This window comes from Pseudomonas sp. CYM-20-01, assembly GCF_023169845.1.
GTDB lineage: Bacteria > Pseudomonadota > Gammaproteobacteria > Pseudomonadales > Pseudomonadaceae > Aquipseudomonas > Aquipseudomonas azotoformans.
Genome location: NZ_AP025169.1, coordinates 2,404,795 through 2,422,384, shown reverse-complemented (window position 1 = coordinate 2,422,384; position 17,590 = coordinate 2,404,795). Strand labels below are relative to the sequence as shown.

13 protein-coding genes are annotated in these 17,590 nt (G+C 63.4%); 9 read left to right on the top strand and 4 right to left on the bottom strand.

Annotated elements, in window-relative coordinates; all coding sequences use genetic code 11:
• Window positions 1-6 precede the first annotated feature (6 nt).
• The 8 genes from M2497_RS11045 (at window position 7) to M2497_RS11010 (ending at window position 10,752) form a co-directional block, all read left to right on the top strand.
• Window positions 7-1,998 carry an exopolysaccharide transport family protein gene (locus M2497_RS11045; RefSeq protein WP_248487427.1) on the top strand — a complete coding sequence of 664 codons (1,992 nt, stop codon included), beginning with the start codon at window positions 7-9 and terminating at the stop codon, window positions 1,996-1,998.
• Entirely contained in the window at window positions 1,998-3,188 is a 1,191-nt protein-coding gene (locus M2497_RS11040; protein WP_248487425.1) for a glycosyltransferase, read from the top strand. The genes M2497_RS11045 and M2497_RS11040 overlap by 1 nt, the downstream gene beginning before the upstream one ends.
• Window positions 3,178-4,506: a cellulase family glycosylhydrolase gene (locus M2497_RS11035; RefSeq protein ID WP_248487422.1), complete on the top strand. Its 1,329-nt coding sequence runs from the start codon at window positions 3,178-3,180 to the stop codon at window positions 4,504-4,506. Before M2497_RS11040 ends, M2497_RS11035 begins: the two co-directional genes overlap by 11 nt.
• A gap of 8 nt (window positions 4,507-4,514) precedes the next feature.
• Window positions 4,515-5,732 carry a glycosyltransferase family 4 protein gene (locus tag M2497_RS11030; protein ID WP_248487420.1) on the top strand — a complete coding sequence of 406 codons (1,218 nt, stop codon included), beginning with the start codon at window positions 4,515-4,517 and terminating at the stop codon, window positions 5,730-5,732.
• On the top strand, window positions 5,723-6,826 hold the full coding sequence (locus tag M2497_RS11025; RefSeq protein ID WP_248487419.1) for a glycosyltransferase family 1 protein: 1,104 nt from the start codon (window positions 5,723-5,725) through the stop codon (window positions 6,824-6,826). The genes M2497_RS11030 and M2497_RS11025 overlap by 10 nt, the downstream gene beginning before the upstream one ends.
• Window positions 6,827-6,828: 2 nt before the next feature.
• Window positions 6,829-8,256, top strand: coding sequence for an O-antigen ligase family protein (locus M2497_RS11020; RefSeq protein ID WP_248488191.1), 1,428 nt, complete (start codon window positions 6,829-6,831; stop codon window positions 8,254-8,256).
• Window positions 8,256-9,665 (top strand): murein biosynthesis integral membrane protein MurJ, encoded by a 1,410-nt coding sequence (gene murJ / locus M2497_RS11015; protein WP_248487417.1) that lies wholly within the window; start codon window positions 8,256-8,258, stop codon window positions 9,663-9,665. The genes M2497_RS11020 and murJ overlap by 1 nt, the downstream gene beginning before the upstream one ends.
• Before the next feature lie 61 nt (window positions 9,666-9,726).
• Window positions 9,727-10,752: an acyltransferase family protein gene (locus tag M2497_RS11010; RefSeq protein WP_248488190.1), complete on the top strand. Its 1,026-nt coding sequence runs from the start codon at window positions 9,727-9,729 to the stop codon at window positions 10,750-10,752.
• A 26-nt stretch (window positions 10,753-10,778) separates the two neighbouring features.
• On the opposite strand, the gene M2497_RS11005 is transcribed toward M2497_RS11010, so the two are convergent.
• From M2497_RS11005 to M2497_RS10990, 4 genes are all read right to left on the bottom strand, one after another.
• The gene (locus tag M2497_RS11005; RefSeq protein WP_248487415.1) at window positions 10,779-11,354 is read right to left on the bottom strand and encodes a DUF4174 domain-containing protein; all 576 of its coding nucleotides are present in this window, start codon (window positions 11,352-11,354) and stop codon (window positions 10,779-10,781) included.
• Between the two features lie 164 nt (window positions 11,355-11,518).
• Entirely contained in the window at window positions 11,519-12,151 is a 633-nt protein-coding gene (locus M2497_RS11000) for a glutathione S-transferase (RefSeq protein WP_248487413.1), read from the bottom strand.
• Window positions 12,152-12,163: 12 nt separating this feature from the next.
• Complete coding sequence (locus M2497_RS10995) at window positions 12,164-12,742, bottom strand: GNAT family protein (RefSeq protein WP_248487412.1); 579 nt, start codon at window positions 12,740-12,742, stop codon at window positions 12,164-12,166.
• A 70-nt stretch (window positions 12,743-12,812) separates the two neighbouring features.
• Window positions 12,813-15,170, bottom strand: a complete 2,358-nt coding sequence (locus M2497_RS10990; protein WP_248487410.1) for a DNA polymerase II — start codon at window positions 15,168-15,170, stop codon at window positions 12,813-12,815.
• Window positions 15,171-15,368: 198 nt separating this feature from the next.
• On the opposite strand from M2497_RS10990, the gene M2497_RS10985 reads away from it, so the two are divergent.
• Window positions 15,369-17,579, top strand: a complete 2,211-nt coding sequence (locus M2497_RS10985; RefSeq protein ID WP_248487408.1) for a TonB-dependent siderophore receptor — start codon at window positions 15,369-15,371, stop codon at window positions 17,577-17,579.
• Window positions 17,580-17,590: the final 11 nt, after the last annotated feature.

The window sequence follows — 17,590 nt, the reverse complement described above, 5'->3', positions numbered from 1 at the left end:
ATCCCAATGATCGAGATCCGTTCTTTTCGTGATCTTCTGCGCTTGTTCTTCATCTTCCGGCATGAGTTCAAACTGGCGGCGATTGCGGCGCTGGTGATCATCCTGCTGGGGGCGTTCCTGCTGCCGGCCAAGTACGAGTCCACCGCGCGCCTGTTGGTGAAGCCGGGGCGTGACTCGACCTTGCCTATCGAGATCAGCAACCGCCAGGCGCTGGTGATGCCCAGTACCCAGCGCGACCCGATTGTCGACGAAGAGCGCCTGCTCACCGGCCGGCCGATCGTGCGTGCGGTGGCCGAGCACTACCTGGAAGTGATCGAGAACGCGCCGCCGCCGGAAGGTTTCTGGAAGCGCACCAAGTACTACGCCAAGAGCGGCGTGGGCGCGGTGTTCGATGGCCTGCGCGTGGTGCTGGAAACCGTCGGTGTCGTGGAAAAAACCACGCCGGTGGAACGCCTGGCCGCCAGCCTGGAGAAGAACTTCGAAGTCAGCCACGCCGCCGGTTCCACGGTGATGGACATCAGCTTCAAGTGGGGCGACCCGGAAATCGCCCAGGCGGTGGTCAAGGATTGGGTCGAGACCTACATCAACGAACGTACCGAGGCTCTGGGGCGCAAGAGCCTGTACGCGTTCTATGAAGGCCAGGTGGCCAACAGCGCCACCGAGATCAAGAGCTACAAGGAGCAGATCCTCACGCACCTGAACGAGATCGGCGCGGCGAGCATCACCGACCGCCTGGAGGATTTGTCCGAGCGCATCAACGTGCTGCGCGGTGAGACGTTCAACACGACGCGACTGATCGCCTCGTCCGACAGCGCGATCCAGAGCACGCGCACCCAGCTCAAGGGCCAGCCCAAGGAAGTCACCACCGTACGCCAGATCGCCCTGAACCCGCAGCAGCAGGACTTGCGTCGCCTGCTCAACCAGAAGCTGCTGGAAAAGGCCGACATGATGCGCACCTACACCGACAACGCGCCGCCGGTCAAAGCCCTGGACGCGTCGATCCGGGCCATGCAGATGCAGGTCAACAGCGAGAGCAACACGGTGCAAGCCTCGGAGAACCGTGCGCCGAACACCCTGGAAATCCACTTGCAGCGCGTATTGCTGGATGAAACCAGCAACAACGTGGCACTGCGTACCCAGCTGGTGCAACAGCAGAAACAACTGCTGAACCTGGAGGAGCAACGTAAGCAGGCCCTGGAGATCGAACCGGAGCTGGCCCGCCTCTCCCGCGAGCTGAACACCACCGAGCGCAACTACGCGCTGTACGTGGATAACCTGGAAAAATCGCGCATCGACCGTGAGCTGGACAACAGCCAGATCAGCAACATCGCCGTGATCGAAGAAGCCACCCTGAACCCAGGCCGCATCTTCCCGAAAACCCTGGTGATGCTGGTGTTGGCGATCCCGTTTGCCATCGTGGTCGGCCTGCTGGTGATCTACCTGTGCTACCTGCTCGACCAGCGTATTCACGACGGTGGCCTGGTGGAGCGCAAGTTCGGCCTGCCGCTGTGGACCACCCTGCCGGAGCTGGACACCTCCACCGCGCAAAGCACCAACGCGTTCAATGCGAGCATCTACCGGTTGTACAGCCTGCTGCAGCCCGAGCGCATTGCCGAACAGGGCGTGACCCTGGGCCTGACCTCGGCGCGCCATGGCGAAGGGGTGACCTTTGTGGTCGAGCAACTGCGCCAATTGCTCAGTGAAAACGGCATCAACGTGCGCGTCGGCGGCCTGGAAACCGCTGCGCCGGGTGAAGTGGTGCTGCTGGATGCCTCGGCCCTGCTGGACAACCGCGAGGCGTTCGTCGACCTGCGCCGCGCCGACCTGATCGGGCTGGTGGTGGAAGCGCGCAAAAGTACCGTGCCAGTGGTGGAGCATGCGTTGTCGATCCTCAACACCGCGTTCGGCAAGGTGGACGGCATCATCATCAACCGTCGCAAGTTTGAAGTGCCGAGCAAAGTGCTGCGCACCATCGGCAAGTACCGGGGGGCGTTCTGATGCGAATCGCCTTGCTCGCGCCCTTGCCGCCGGAGAAAAACGGGATCGCCGACTACGCGAACCATTTCCGCACGGCCTTGGAACACCTCGGTGTGACGGTGCTGACACCGTTGGCCGGGGTGGCGGGCAACAGCGAAGCGATCAAGCAGGCCATCGACGCGTTCGACTGGCAGGCCGTCGACCTGGTACACGCCGAACTGGGCGGCGGGCGGCTGGGGGAATTCCTGGCCTTGCGTGAACTGCGCAAGGCTTACCCCCGGTTGCCGCTGACCGCGACCGTGCATGACCCGGAACGCATGGTGTGGCGCCGTGAGCACCTGCCGTTCCCCTTGAACCTGATGGAACGTCTGCCCAGCCCCTTGCCCCAGGCCGCCGTGGTGCTGGCCGACCCACTGACCCTGCGTGAAGAACGCCAGGTCGCCAAGGCACTGACCCGGCTGGTGACCCTCACCCGCCTGGGTGCCGACTGCCTGAGCCAGCGCATGCAACTGCCGGCCGGCAAAGTCGCGGTGATCAACCATGCCAACCTGCCGATCCCAGCGGTACCGTTACCCACCCTCGACACGCTGCGCCTGCTGTACTTCGGGTTTATCTACCGGGGCAAAGGCATCGAAGACCTGGTGCAGGCCTTGGCGGATGTGTTCAAGCAAGCCCCCGAATTGCGCGATCGCGTGCGCCTGACCCTGGCTGGCGGCACCGCCGCGGAAATGGCATTTGGCGCAGGCGGCAATTACCTGGAGCAGTTAAATGCGCAGATCGCTGAGCTGGGCCTGACCGACGCCATCGACTGGCGCCTGAACCTGCCGGCGGATGAAATCGCCCAGACCATCCAGGCGCACCACGTGATGGTGCTGCCCTACCGTGAATCGAAAAAACTCGGCCTGCTGGGACGCCAGCGCGGCACCAGTGGCGCACTGTCCTGGGCCACCGCCTGCGGGCGCGGCGCGATCACCTCCGACGCGCGCGCATTTGCCGAGGAAGTCGCCAGCGGTAACGGCGCGATCTACCCCGAGGGTGATGTGGCCGCGCTCGGCGAACAACTGCTGCGGCTGGCACGTACACCGCTGCTGGCCCGGGATTGGGCCGAACGCGCCGGGGAAATTGGCCGCGAACGGTTGTGGCCGTTGACCGCGCAGAAATTCAAGCAGCTCTTCGAGCAGGCCATCAGCGGAGCCCCTTATGGCGCGTAAACGCACCTACCTCGCCACCCTCGCGGTGGTCGCCGCCCTGGGCCTGACCGCATTCTTGTGGGGACGCCAGGCGGATGCCGAAAGCCATGTGCTCAAGGGCAGCAAGGAGGTGGTGTGGAAAGATTTCCTGGGGGTGAATGCGCAGTTCCTGTGGTTCAGCCCCGAGCGCTACCAGAAGCAGATCGACCGCCTCAAGGCCCTGGGCCTGGAGTGGGTGCGCCTGGACCTGCATTGGGATCAGCTGGAAACCGCGCAGAACCAATACAAGCTCGCCACCCTCGATGAGCTGGTGGGCAAGCTGCAGCAGAACCAGATCAAGTCGGTGTTTTACCTGGTGGGGTCGGCGCGTTTTATCAGCAGCGCCCCGCCGCTGTCGTTGTACCCGGACCAGTACCCGCCGAAAGACCCCAACGTGTTCGCCAATCGCATGGCCATGCTGGCCCAGCGCTACCCCAGCGTCGAGGCCTGGCAAGTCTGGAACGAACCGAACCTGATCGGCTTCTGGCGCCCGGCGGCAGACCCTGCCGGGTATGCGAATCTGTTGAGCGTCACCACCAACGCCTTGCGCGCCGTGAACCCGAGCAAACCGGTAGTGGCCGCCGGCATGGCGTTCTTCAGCGAAATGCCCAATGGCCAGACCATGTTCGACGCCTTGGGCGCACTCGGCGTGGCCAGCCTCAATACCGTGATTTCCTATCACCCCTACACCCAATTGCCCGAAGGCAACGACCCGGCCAACCTGGACTTCATCGCCAAGACCACCCAGCTCAACCAGGCCCTGCGCAACGGCGGCGTGAACACGCTGTGGAGCACCGAGTGGGGCTGGTCAACCTACAAGGGGCCCAAGGACGCCCAGGACATCATCACCCTCCAGGCCCAGGCCGACTACGTGGTCCGCCGCCTGGCGCTGATGAGTGCGATGGATTTCGACAAGATCTTCCTGTTCACCCTGAGCGACCTCGACCAGCGCGCCAGCGTGCGTGACCGCTCCTATGGCTTGCTGGATATCGACACCAACCCCAAGCCCGTCTACACCGCCTTGAAGAACTTCCTCGACGTCAGTGGGCCGACGCTCACGCCGGGCGATCCGCCGGTTGCCGACCAGTTGCCCGACGGCCTGTTCAGCATCGGTTGGACCCGCGCCGACGGGCGCAAGCTGTGGTTCTTCTGGGCCGCCCAGGGCGGCAACGCCCACTTGCCAGGCCTGGCCAGCGCCACCCTGTACGACCCGCTGCGCGGCACACAAACCCCGGTAAGCGGCACCAGCGGCCTGACCGTACCGGTCAAGTCGAACCTGCAAATTCTGTTATGGGACTGAGGCCTGCCATGCGCATTTTATGGATCCTGCCCTATTCACCCTGGCCCGCCACCAGCGGCGGCAAGACGCGCCAGTTCCATCTGCTGCGCAACCTCGCCGCGCGCGGGCACCGGATCACCCTGCTGCTGCATGACAAACACCCGGTGTCGCTTACCGACCGCCAGGTGCTGGAAGCGTTTCTCGAACAACTGATCATCCTGCCGCGCCGCCCTCTGCGCAGCGTGACGACCCTGTTGGCCGGACTGTTTGCGCCCTACCCGCTGCTGGCCAGCGTGAATGGTTTGTCGGGTGAATTGCAGGACACCTTCAATTGGTTGCTGGGTGACCCTTGGGACGTGGTGCAAATCGAACACAGCTACAGCTTCCAGCCGTATGAAGAGGTGCTGGCGCGCAAGTCCCAACCCTTTGTGCTGACGGAACACAACGTTGAATCGGCCCTTGGCGCCGCCACGTATGACCGTTTGCCGGGCTGGTCGCTGCCGTTCATTCGCTACGATCAATGGCGCTATGCCCGCTGGGAACGCCGCGTGATGCGTCAGGCCGCCCAGGTGATCGCGGTAACCGACAGCGACGCACAGGTACTGGGGAAAATCGCCGGCAAACCGGTGTCGGTGGTGGTCAACGGCGTGGACTGCGATCACTTCGCCGCCGCCCGCCCTGACCCAACCACCCGCCGCGTGTTGTTCCTCGGCAACTACGAATACGCGCCCAACGTGGATGCCATCGAGTGGGCCCTGGATGAGATCCTGCCCCAGGTCTGGGAACGCTGCCCCGACGTACGCATGAGCGTGTGCGGCTTCGGCATGCCCGACAGCTGGCGGGCACGCTGGCCGGACCCGCGTATCGAGTGGCAGGGTTTTGTGCCCGACCTGCTGAGCCTGCAATCGAGCTGCTCGGTGTTCCTGGCGCCGTTGCGCCATGGCGGCGGCTCCAAGCTCAAGGTACTGGAAGCCTTGGCCGCCGGCTTGCCGCTGGCAAGTACCGAGCAAGGCGTATCGGGATTGGACCTGGTGGAAGGCCTGGATTACCTCGGCGGGCAGACCGCTGCGAGCCTGGCGGATGCCGTGGTGCGCCTGCTGCAATTTCCCGATGCCGCCACGACCATGGGTGAAGCCGGCCGCGCCTATGTGCGTCGTGCCCATGACTGGGGCGTCGCCGCCAGCCAGCTGGAAAAGGTCTACACGACCCTTTCGCCCCAGAATCAAAAGGAGCCCGCATGCGTGTAGGCCTGGATTACCGCACCGTCGGCACCTCGCCGCAATCGGGCATCAGCCGCCAGGTGTATGCACTGGAAAGCGCCCTGCGCGGTCTGCCCGGCATCGAGCTTGAGCGGTTTACCGTGGCGCCCCTGGGCGATGAAACCCGCTTGCAGGCGCACTGCCCGGCCTGGGGTTGCGCCAAGACCGCCATGCACCAGCCGCAGAATCGCCTGCGCTTCGAAGCCGGGTTTCTGCCACGGGCGTTGCGCGAGCACCACATCGACCTGTACATCAGCACCTTCAACATGGGCCTGCCGTTGCCGCCCAAACCCAAGGGCCTGCGCACCGTGGTGCTGTTGCATGACCTGTTCCAGATCACCTTGAACAACTACCACGCCAACCGCTTGAAGGCGCTCATCTATAAGACCAGCGATCGCCTGTCGATCACCTACGCGGTGCACAGCGCCGACCGGGTGTGGACGCCGTCGCAGTACAGCGCCGATGAAACCGCGCGGTTGTTTCCCAAGGCCGCGGGCAAGATTCGCGTGCTGCCCAATCAGGTCGACGGCTTTACCGAACTGGCGGCGGACCTCGGCCCGCGCCAATTGCCCGAGCGCTATTGGTTGCTGGTGGGCACCCGCGAGCTGCGCAAGAACGTGCCGTTCCTGGTGGAAGCCTGGCAGCAGGCGCGACGCCAGTCCCCCAGCGTGCCGGAGTTGGTGCTGGTGGGCAGCCTCGATCATTTGCCCGAAGCCCAGCGCAGCCTGCCGGGCATTCGCGCACTCAGTGGCGTGTCGGATGCCGAATTGCATGCGCTGTACCGCCAGGCTTCGCGCCTGTGGCAACCGTCTTACGCCGAAGGTTTTGGCCTGCCGGTGATCGAAGCCCTGAGCGTCGGCACCTCGGTGGCAGTGGCCAGCGGCACGTCGCTGGATGAAATCACCCCGCCGTCGGCACCGCGCTTTTCGCCCACCGATGGTCCAGCGCTGACGCAGCTGATGATCAGCCTCGGCGAGCGGGCCGCCGATGAATCGCCCGAACAATGCCGGCAGTGGGCAGAACGCTTTAACCATCGCGCCTATCGCGGGCGCCTGGCCGAACTGATCGAGGAGCTGAAGTGAACGTGAACCTGCCCAGCCTCGTCGCCATCCTCTTCGGCCTGCTGTTTGGTGCCGTCGCCCTGCTGTTGTCGCCAGCCAAGGCGTTCCTCGCCGTGATCGGCGTGGCCGGTGCGGTGACCATCCTGCGTTTTCCATTCTGGGGCCTGGTGCTGTTTGCCCTGGTCGCCACATTCATGCCGTATTCCACGATCAACCTGGGCATTCGCAGTACCGTCAGCGAAGCGATCCTGGCGCTGACCTGGGGCGCGGTGCTGTGGCACAACTTCCTGGCGCGCCTGCCGGATACGCCAAGCCTCACCCGCCGCCCCACCGACCAGATGCTGTTGTGGCTGATGCTGTTCAGCGTGTTCCCGTTCATCGTCGGCCAGGTCACCATTCACGCCGACACCAGCGGCGTGGCCAACTGGCTGCGCTGGTTGCTGAGCCTGTCGGCGGTGTTCCTCTGCGCCAAGTTGCTGGTGGACCGCAAGCACCGTGAATCCCTGGTGATCGCCCTGCTGCTGGGTAGCCTGGCGATGCTGGTGCTGTCGATTGCGGTGTTCGTGCGCACACGCTCCGGGGCCGGCATTGCACCGGTGCTGGCGCTGTTCAACTACGGCAACTTCGACATGCTCAAATTCGGCCTGGAGGCGATGTCGTCGCGCATGGGCTCGCCGTGGATGCACCCGAATGCCATCGGCGGGATCATGGCGTTGCTGCTGCCCCTGGCGTTCTGCTTCGGCATGACCGAGCAAGGCTGGAAACGCGCGCTGGGCCTGGGCGTGGCGTGCCTGGGCGCCGCCGCCTTGCTGCTGGCCAGTAGCCGTGGCGCGATGGTCAGCCTGGCGTTGGTGCTGCTGTGGATGGCCACGCGCCGAGTGCCGTACACCGGGCGCCTGCTGATGATCGGCGCGGCGCTGACGGTGGCGCTGGTGATCGCGTATCCGCCGTTGCAGGAGCGCCTGGCGACGATTTTTTCGTCGAGCAACGCCAGTACCGAAGTACGTTTCGACGAGTACCGCATGTTTCCGCAGGCGGTGGCGGCGTACCCGTTCGGTATCGGCTTCAAGGTCGACCCGCCCGTACCCGACACCCACTTGCTGGGCATCTCCAACCTGTGGCTGAACTTCATCTACAAGACCGGCATTGTCGGCATGCTGTTCTTCGTGGCGGTGACCGTACGCTGGTGGCGTGAAGCGCGTCCGGAAAACGGCCCGATCCGCCTGACCAAGGACAACGCGCTGTGGCTGGGCACCACCGCCGGGATTCTCTCGGCGCTGGTCAGCGGCCTGTTTGACCACTACTTCAGCTTTGCCGTGGTGATGGTCGCGCTGTTCTGGCTGATGGTGGGCATTAATGTGCTGGAAGCGCGGCGTCTGTTTCCGGCGCGCCTGCCGCAGGTAAAAAGCATAACGTCGCGCAAATCGCTGCTCGACGGCGTACAGCGCTGATGCTGGGCTCTGCCGCATGGCTGACGCTGGCGACACTGCTGGGCCTGTGCCTGGGTTTTGCCCGCGAATGGTTGCTGGTGGCAGCCTGGGGCGCCGGCGAGCGCAGTGATGCGTTCCTGATCGCGCTGTTCTTGCCGGAGGCGCTGCGCATGTCGTTGGCCGGCGGTGTGCTGAGTGCGGCGGCGCTGCCGCTGTACCTGGCGCGCAAGGACGACGAGCGGCTGGGCTGGCTGGCGGTACTGTTCCCGGCGTTGCTGTTGATCGCGCTGGCCACCAGCCTGCTGCTGACCGTGTTGGCGCCGTGGCTGGTGCAACTGCTCGGGCCGGGCCTGGCGGCCAGTGCCACGGCGCTCGCCAGCAGCAACTTGCAGATTGTCGCCTGGTGCGTGCCGGGGCTGATTCTGCATGCGCTGTTCAGCATTCCGTTACAAGCCAGCGAGCGCTTTGTACTGGCGGGCCTGGGCTCGTTACTGTTCAACCTGCCGCCGGTGACCTACCTCGCCTTCGCCGGCACTGCCACTGAACCTCACTCATTGTCCCTGGCCTGCCTGGCCGGCAGCCTGTTGATGCCGTTGGCGTTGCTGCCGTCGATGTGGCGCCAGGGCTGGCGGCCGTGGCATTGGCAGCGGTCGTGGGCGCCACTGCGGGAGTTGGGCCAACGCATCGGCCCGCTGCTGTTGAGCAACGGCGCCAGCCAGGGCCTGGCGTTGATCGAACGGCTGGTGGCGTCCTTGCTCGGGGAAGGCGCGGTGACCTGGGTCAACCTGGCCCGCAAGCTGATGAACCTGCCGCTGATTGCGCTGATGAGCCTCAACCAGGTGTTGCTGGGCATGATGAGTCGGCGCCAGGGCGATGAGCGCCTGGCCCTGCTCAAGCGTGGCCTGGAAACCGCCAGCGTGCTGACCCTGCCCGCCGGGGTCGGCCTGGTGGCGGCGGCGCCGAGCCTGGTGGCGTTGCTGCTGCCCAAACAATCGCTGGACTCGCCGTTGCCGCTGCTGCTGGCCTGGTTTGCCGTGCCGTTGGTGTTCGGCGCCTGGAACGCCTTGCTCGCACGCTATGCCTACGCTGCGGGCGATACGCGCCAGCCATTGCGGTGTGAACTGCTCGGCAGCCTGGTGAATGTGGCGTTGCTGGGCGTGCTGCCGTTTGTGTTCGGCCTGGCCGGGATTCCGCTGGCTGCGCTGGCCGGAGTGCTCTGCACCGCGTTGCTGCTGATGCAGCGCCAGGCATTGCTCGGCGCCCTGCCCTGGGCTCGGAGCTGGCTGCTCAGCGCGGTGCTGATGGGCGTGGCGGCGTTGGCGCTGTTTCGGGTTGAAGGCGTGTGGCTGCAACTGGGGCTGAGCACCCTGGCCGGCGCGGCGGTGTTGCTGGGGATGGGGCTGTGGCTGAGGCCGTGGCGCAAGGCGTGAGGTTTTCTGTGGGTGCGGTTTTTAGAGGGAGGGTGGTCAGGTGAAGCATCGCTGGATTCAAATGGACATTGCCAAGGGCATCGGCATCCTGATGATCGTGTATGGCCACAGTTGGTTCGTGGCGAACTCGCTGGAGTTGCAGTACCCGATCATCGCCTCGTTCATCCTGCCGTTGTTTTTTTTCCTCTCCGGGGTGTTCTTCAAACCCGAACAGCCGTTTGTGGAGATGGCCGTGCGCAAGGCCGATGGCCTGCTCAAGCCGTTTTTCTTCACCATGCTGGTGTACGTACTGGTGCGCGACATACTGCGCGGCCAACCTCTGCTGCCGGATGTCGGCGGCGTGTTGTACGCCTCGGTGGATACCATCCCCTGGCAGGCGCTGTGGTTTCTGCCGCACTTCTGGGTCGCCATCCTGTTCAGTTGGGTCATGTTGCGCCTGATCCAGCGCCTGAAGCTGTCTCTGCCGGTGAGTTGCCTGCTGATGGCCGTGCAACTGTTGATCGGCATCTGGGTGCTGCCGTGGTTCTGGCAAATACCGGTGACCGTCGGCGGGCACACCTGGATACTGCCCGGCCTGCCCTTCGGCCTGGAAATCACCCTGATCAGCAGCACTTACTTCATCTGCGGCTACCTGCTGCGCGACTGGCTGAGGCGGCACGAGGGATCATTGCTCGCGCTGGTGATTTCGTTGTCCTTGTTTGCCGCGGTGTTCCTCTACAGCCATTCCACCATGGACCTGGCGCAGCGCCGCTACGACCACTGGTTGTGGACCAGCCTGCTGGCGGTGATCGGCGTGTACGCGTGCTGGTCACTGGCGCGGGTGCTGATGGTGTCGACCGTTATCACACGGGCGATGACCTACATTGGCCAGAACACGTTGATCCTGCTGATCTTCCACGGCGAGATCCAGCACAAGACGGTTGACCTGCTGGAGCGCCTGGGGCTGCACGCGTTTGTCGCGGCCTGCATGGGTTTTGTGGTGGCGGTGGTGGTGCCGTTGTTGATCGGGGAAGTGATCAAGCGGGTGGCGTTTTTGCGGTTTTTCTACTTTCCGTTTCCGGTGCGCAAACCACAAAAAACCCTGTAGGCACTCACGCCTACAGGGTCTTGGGTTCAGTCATCCAGCTGTTGCGGTGCGGGCTTGCTGCCATGTTTGGCAGGTTTGGCGCCCTTGGCTGGTGCCGGGGCCGCGGGTTCAGGCTCCGGAGCGGCGGCGGCTTCTTTCTCGGCCATCGGCATCTGGTCGATGGCGCTGAAGAACGCCTTCAGGTCGAGGGTATCCGGCGGTACAGTCTTCTCGAGTTTCTTCTCACCGTCCTTGCCCACCAGGATCACTTTGGTGCCGCTGCCGGCGCCCAGCTTGAGGGCACGGATCAGCGCGTTGGTTTCCGGCGGGGTGAGTTTCTTGCTGTCCTTGGGGTCCTTGGCGAACTTCTCGCCTTCGGCACCGATGCTGCCGAACTTCACGGTGTAGAACACCATGCTGCGTTCTTCAAAGGACTGCTTGGTCGCAGGCTCGTCCAGCTGTTTCTTCAGCTCGGCCAACGTGGCGTTGCCGGAATCAAGCTCCACCACCACCAGCGGTCGGGCCTTGCCCAAGTCCTGCTTGAGCGGGTTGATATCATCAGCAGCCAACAGCGGCCCCGTAAAAGCCATCAAGGTAGCCAGGGTCAGCGACCGGATGAGCATGCGCACCTCCTTTGAATTCCATGCAGGGTTCTTGAGTTTCATGTCTGCGACAGTCAAATTCAAGGATGATTCCTACATCACTTTAAGAAAGCGTAGGTCAGGACGCCCGCTACGCAAGGGTTTGGAGGCTGCGGCTGTCATTGTTTCCACTGATTGCGGAAACATCATGAGACCTTCCACTGCGGCCAATGCCGAGCAAATACGGGCGCGACGATGGGGTCGGCATCCACCTGCGCCAGGCTCTGGGCAAAGCCTGGCGCCAGGCCGTTCAACGCGTCCCGTGCTTCGTCCCAGCGCGACACGGCGGCCGCCATCAGGCCCAGTGCATTCGGGGTGTTGTCCGGCGCAAACAATTGCTCGGCAAACTGGTCGGCAAAGAGCACCCACGCCTGGTGCAGATAACGTCGGGTACCCGTGACAAGCTGCGCCTGCACGGTTTCATTGACGTTGCCGAGCCAGCGTTGCGGGTAGTCAATGATGCCGATCGCCGAGTAACAATTGGCGGCGATATACACCAGGCCGCGAATGATCTGCGCGCGGTTGCCGGCCAACAGGTGGGAGGCAGGAAATTCCAGGCCCAGGTGGATCAGGATCGCTGCGCTTTCCGTCAGCAACTGGCCGTCCGGGGTCACCAGGGTGGGCACCTGTTTGAGCGGGTTGATGCGGGCCAGCTCGTCACTGCCCTCGCCCTCTGCCCAGGAAGCTGCGTCGACCCGGCGCCACGGCACCGCACAGCGCTGCAGGGCGATTTCGATCATGCAGGAGCCGGATTCGTCGATGCCGTAGAGCGTGTACATGGGCCTTCCCTTCTAGCGTTGCAGTTTGGCCTGCAGGTTGGCTTTTACCTGCGGCCATTCCGAATCGATGATGCTGAAGCGCACCGAGTTGCGCTTGCGCCCGTCGGGCATGATGCGTTCGTGACGCACGATGCCTTCCTGCACGGCGCCAAGGCGCAGGATCGCGGCGCGGGACTTTTCGTTGAGTTCATCGGTGGTGAATTGCACCCGCACGCAGTCGAGCACTTCGAACGCATAGGTCAGCAGCAATAGTTTGGCTTCAGTGTTGATGGCGCTTTTCTGGGTGGACAGCGCCAACCAGGTATGGCCGATTTCCAGTTTGCGATTGACCCGGTCGACCTTCCAGAACCGTGTGCTACCGACCACCTGGCCGGTGTCTCGGCGCACCAGGGTGAACGGGATCACGCTACCGGCATCGCGCCCGGCCAGGGCGGTGTCGATGTACTTGTCGACCGTATCCGGGCCCGGCACGTTGGTGACCTTGAGGTTCCACAATTCGCCATCGGCGGCGGCCTCGAGCAAGGCGGCCTTGTGTGCCCGTTGCAGGGGCAAGAGTTCGACCGTGGTGCCGGTCAGGGTAAATTCGGTCATGGGGACTGCGCCGTCAGGGTGGTCGTCAGTGACCAAGAGTGCAGGCTCGCACACGGACGAATCAAGCGTTTTAAAACAGACCCATTTGCCCGCCGACCAAGGTGCTGAAATCATCATTCACGAATGGCAGTATCGCATCGGCCACCGGCTGTAATTGCCGGGTGACGTAGTGATCGTAATCGATGGGCGCTTGTCGCACTTCCAACGGCTCGGGGCCGTTGACGCTGATCACGTAGCTGATCCAGCCGCCGCGCTGGTACTGGCGCGGGCGGTTCAGGCGGTCGTTGTACTCATCGGCCAGGCGCGCGGCGCGCACATGGGGCGGCACGTTACGTTCGTAGTCGTCCAACCGGCGACGCAGGCGTTTGCGGTAGATCAGCAACTCATCGAACTCACCGCTCAGGGTGCGGCGCACGTAGTCGCGAATGTAGTCCTGGTGCGGCTGGCGATGGAAGATGCGCTGGTAGAGTTCCTGCTGGAAACGGCGGGCCAGGGGCGACCAGTCGCTGCGCACGGTTTCCAGGCCCTTGTAGACCATGTCCTCGCTGCCATCGCTGCGCACCACCAGGCCGGCGTAGCGCTTTTTGCTGCCCTCCTCCGCGCCACGAATGGTCGGCATGAGGAAGCGCGTGAAATGGGTTTCGTATTGCAGCTCCAGGGCGCTTTGCAGGCCGAACTCAGTGTGCAGGTGCTCGCGCCACCAGTCGTTGACGTGCTGGACCAACGCCTGGCCGATGCGCCCGGCATCCGCTTGGCTATGCGCCTTGCCGAGCCAGACGAAGGTGGAGTCGGTGTCACCGTAGATCACCTCGTAGCCTTGGGCTTCGACCAGTTGGCGGGTCTGGCGCATGATCTGGTGGCCACGCAGGGTGATCGACGACGCCAGCCGTGTATCGAAGAACCGGCAACCGCTGGAGCCGAGCACACCGTAGAAGGCGTTCATGATGATTTTCAACGCCTGGGACAGCGGCGCGTTGTGTTCACGCTTGGCCACTTCGCGGCCTTCGGAGACCCGGGCGACGATGGAAGGCAAGCAGTGTCGGGTGCGGGAAAACCGCGCGCCGCGAAAGCCTTCCACCGATGCGCTGTCGTCAGGGTGCTTGAGGCCTTCGATCAGGCCGACCGGGTCGATCAGGAAGCTGCGGATGATCGACGGGTAGAGGCTTTTGTAATCAAGCACCAACACCGATTCGTAGAGGCCGGGCCGTGAGTCCATGACAAAACCGCCCGGGCTGGCCTGGGGTAGTTTGTCGCCCAGGTTCGGCGCGACAAAGCCCTGGCGGTGCATCAACGGCAGGTACAAATGGGTGAACGCGGCGACGGAACCGCCGTTGCGGTCGGCCGGCAAGCCGGTGACGCTGGCGCGTTCCAGCAGGAACTTGAGCAGTTCGGTCTTGGCGAAAATCCGCGTGACCAGCTCGCAGTCCTTGAGGTTGTAACGCGCCAGGGCGGGTTTGTCCTCGGCGAACATGCGGTTGATTTCGTCCATGCGCTGGTACGGCGTGGAGATGTCCTTGCCTTCGCCGAGCAGGGTTTGCGCGACGTTTTCCAGGCTGAAGGACTCGAAGCTCCAGGTGGCCGAGCGCAGGGCTTCGATGCCATCAATGATCAAGCGTCCCGCTGCCGCCGCGAAGTAGTGGTTGCGGCTGCCGTGTTCGCGCCAGGCCATCGGCTCGTCGCCACGCCCGAGCATCAGCGGCACGTTGAGGCGCTGGGCATGTTCGTGTAGCACGCGCAGGTCGAATTGCACCAGGTTCCAGCCGATGATCGCGTCGGGGTCGTGCTCGGCGAGCCATGCGTTGAGGCGTTCGAGCAGTTGCGCGCGGGTGTCGCAGTAGTCGAGTTTGAAGTCGACCGCATCGGTTTTGTTCGGCGGGCCGAGCATGTACACCTGGCGTTCGCCGCAGCCTTCAAGGGCGATGGAGTAGAGATCGCCCTGGGCGGTGGTCTCGATGTCGAGGGACACCAGCTTCAGCGGTGGGCGGTAGTCGGGCGCGGGTTTCATCTGCGCATCGCAGAGTGCGCCGGTAGCGTCGGGGGTGCCGCCGAACCACACCGGCGCGGTGATGAAGCGCTCCATCATGTAGCGCTCGGGTGGCCGCACATCGCCCTCGTACACGTCGACGCCCGCAGCGCGCAGGCGTTTTTCTACGTCCATGGCCTGGCGGTGCTGGCGGGTGTACAGGCCCAGGACCGGACGATGATGGAAATCGCACAACTGCAACGGCCGCAGTTCGATATCGCGCTCGCCCTTGAGCAGCCAATCCAGCGGCTTGCGATGGGCTTCGGGGATGAACATCACCGAGGTCTGCACGGGTAGCCGGATAAACTTCGGGCCCTGGTCGGTGGCCAGCCAGAAACTGACCTCCGTGCCCGCCGGGGTATCGCGCCAATGCCGGGTCAGGACAAAACCCTGCTGTAAATCCACCGTACCGCACCTCAGGAATCGCTTTCAGGGCGTGATTCTACTCGGCATCGATGCGCGCAGACCTTAATCTCACAAAATTGTTGCACAACGTTAATAATAATTACTATCATTTGCACCGGAGTTGTATCCGCGCAGCGAGGAAGCGCAACCATCGTTGCCCTTTCCCTCACCATTGACGGTTCACCGTCAGGATCGACCATGCCCGCCCGTACTCCATTCGCTGTGCCGTATCGCCCCACCCTGCTCGCCCTGTGCTGTTCCCTGAGCCTCTCGGCTCACGCTAGCCAGGAAACCGGCACGCTGGAACTGGGCGCCACCACTATCAGCGCCGACGCCCCTGCGCCAGGCGCCCTGCCCCCGGTATACGCTGGCGGCCAGGTGGCACGTGGCGCTCAGTTGGGGGTGCTGGGTAACCAGGACATCATGGACGTGCCGTTCAGCATGTCCTCCTATACCGAGAAATTGATTCGCGACCGGCAGGCCGAAACGATCGGCGATGTACTGCTTAATGATTCGTCGGTGCGCCAGGCGTCTGGCTATGCCAACCAGGCACAGACGTTCATGATCCGAGGCCTGCCGCTCGCCGGTGACGACATGTCCTTCAACGGCCTGTACGGCATCCTGCCGCGTCAGATTATGTCCACCGACGCCCTGGAGCGTGTGGAAGTGTTCAAGGGGCCGAATGCTTTCATCAATGGTGTGACACCGACCGGCTCGGGGATTGGCGGCGGTGTGAACCTGCAACCCAAGCGCGCCGATGACCTGCCACTGCGTCGCTTCAGTACCGATATCAGCAGCGATGGCCGGGTGGGCGAGCATCTGGATATTGGCCAGCGCTTCGGCGAGGACAACCAGTTTGGTGCACGCGTGAACCTGTCCCAGCGCGAAGGCGATACCGGCATCGATGATGAAAATCAGCGCTCGAAGCTGTTCACCGTGGGCCTGGACTACCGCGGTGATGCGTTGCGCCTGTCCAGTGATTTTGTGTATCAGAAGCAGCACATCAATGGCGGGCGTAACTCGGTATTCCTGGGCACGGCCACCCATGTGCCGGATGCGCCTTCGGCCGACACCAACTACGCGCCGAGCTGGAGCAGCACCAACCTCGAAGACACCTTGGGCATGCTGCGCGCCGAGTATGACCTGAACGACAACTGGACGGCCTATGCAGCAGGCGGTGCCAAGCACACCCGGGAAATGGGGCGCTACTCGTCGGTCACGCTGACTGACAACAGCGGTAATGCCCTGGCAAGCCGCTCGACCATCGCCCACGAAGAAGACAACCGCAGCTTAATGGGCGGGTTGAACGGCAGTTTCCAGACCGGCCCTTTGAGCCATCGACTCAACTTTGGCCTGGCCGGTATCTGGACTCAAGCACGCAATGCCTATGTGTTCAACGCCTCGTCGACGGCTACCCGAACCAACATCTACGACCCTGTGACCGGCGCTCCGCCCACCCTGAACAACCCGCGCAATACGCCAGGCACTGATTTCAGCGACCCGACCATTACAGGCAAAACATTCGTGCGCAGCGCAGCGGTGTCCGACACCCTGGGCTTTTTCGATGACCGTCTGTTGGTCACGTTGGGCGCGCGCCGCCAGCAGATGGTGGTACAGGCTTACAACTACATGAGCGGTACGCGCACTTCCAACTATGACGAGTCAATTACCACGCCAGTCTACGGCCTGGTGTTCAAACCGTGGCAACACGTGTCTTTCTACGCCAACCGCATCGAAGGCCTGGCGCAAGGCCCGACGTCGCCGGTCAACTCGGGCAACCGGACGATCATCGGCGGCGGCCAGGCGTTTGCGCCTGCTCGCTCCAAACAAATCGAAGCGGGTGTGAAAGTGGACATGGGCACCTATGGCGCAACGCTGGGTGTATACCGTATCGAACAGCCTGGCGCCGGCTACGTTCAGGTCATCGATGCGACTACAGCGCGCTATGTGCGTGAAGGCCAGCAAATCAACAAAGGCGTAGAACTGAACGTCTTCGGCGAACCCCTCAGCGGCCTACGTTTGCTGGGCGGTGTGACGGTGATGAAGACCGAACTCAAGGACACGCAAAACGGCGCCAATGACGGTAACCGCGCAATCGGCGTACCTTCGTTCCAGCTCAACGCCGATGTGGAGTGGGATGTACCTGGCCTGCAAGGCGTAACCCTCAATGGCCGCTGGTTGCGCACAGGCGGGCAGTACGCCGACGCCGCCAACAACTTGAGCTTGCCGACGTGGAACCGCTTCGACGTGGGCGCGCGCTACAACTTCAAGGTGGCCCAGCGTGATGTCACCCTCGGCGCCACCGTGGAGAACGTCGCCAACGCGAAGTACTGGGAATCGGCCCAGGGCGGTTTCCTGAGCCAGGGCGACCCACGTATTGCCAAGTTCTCGGCGACTGTGGACTTCTAAACGCGTTACAC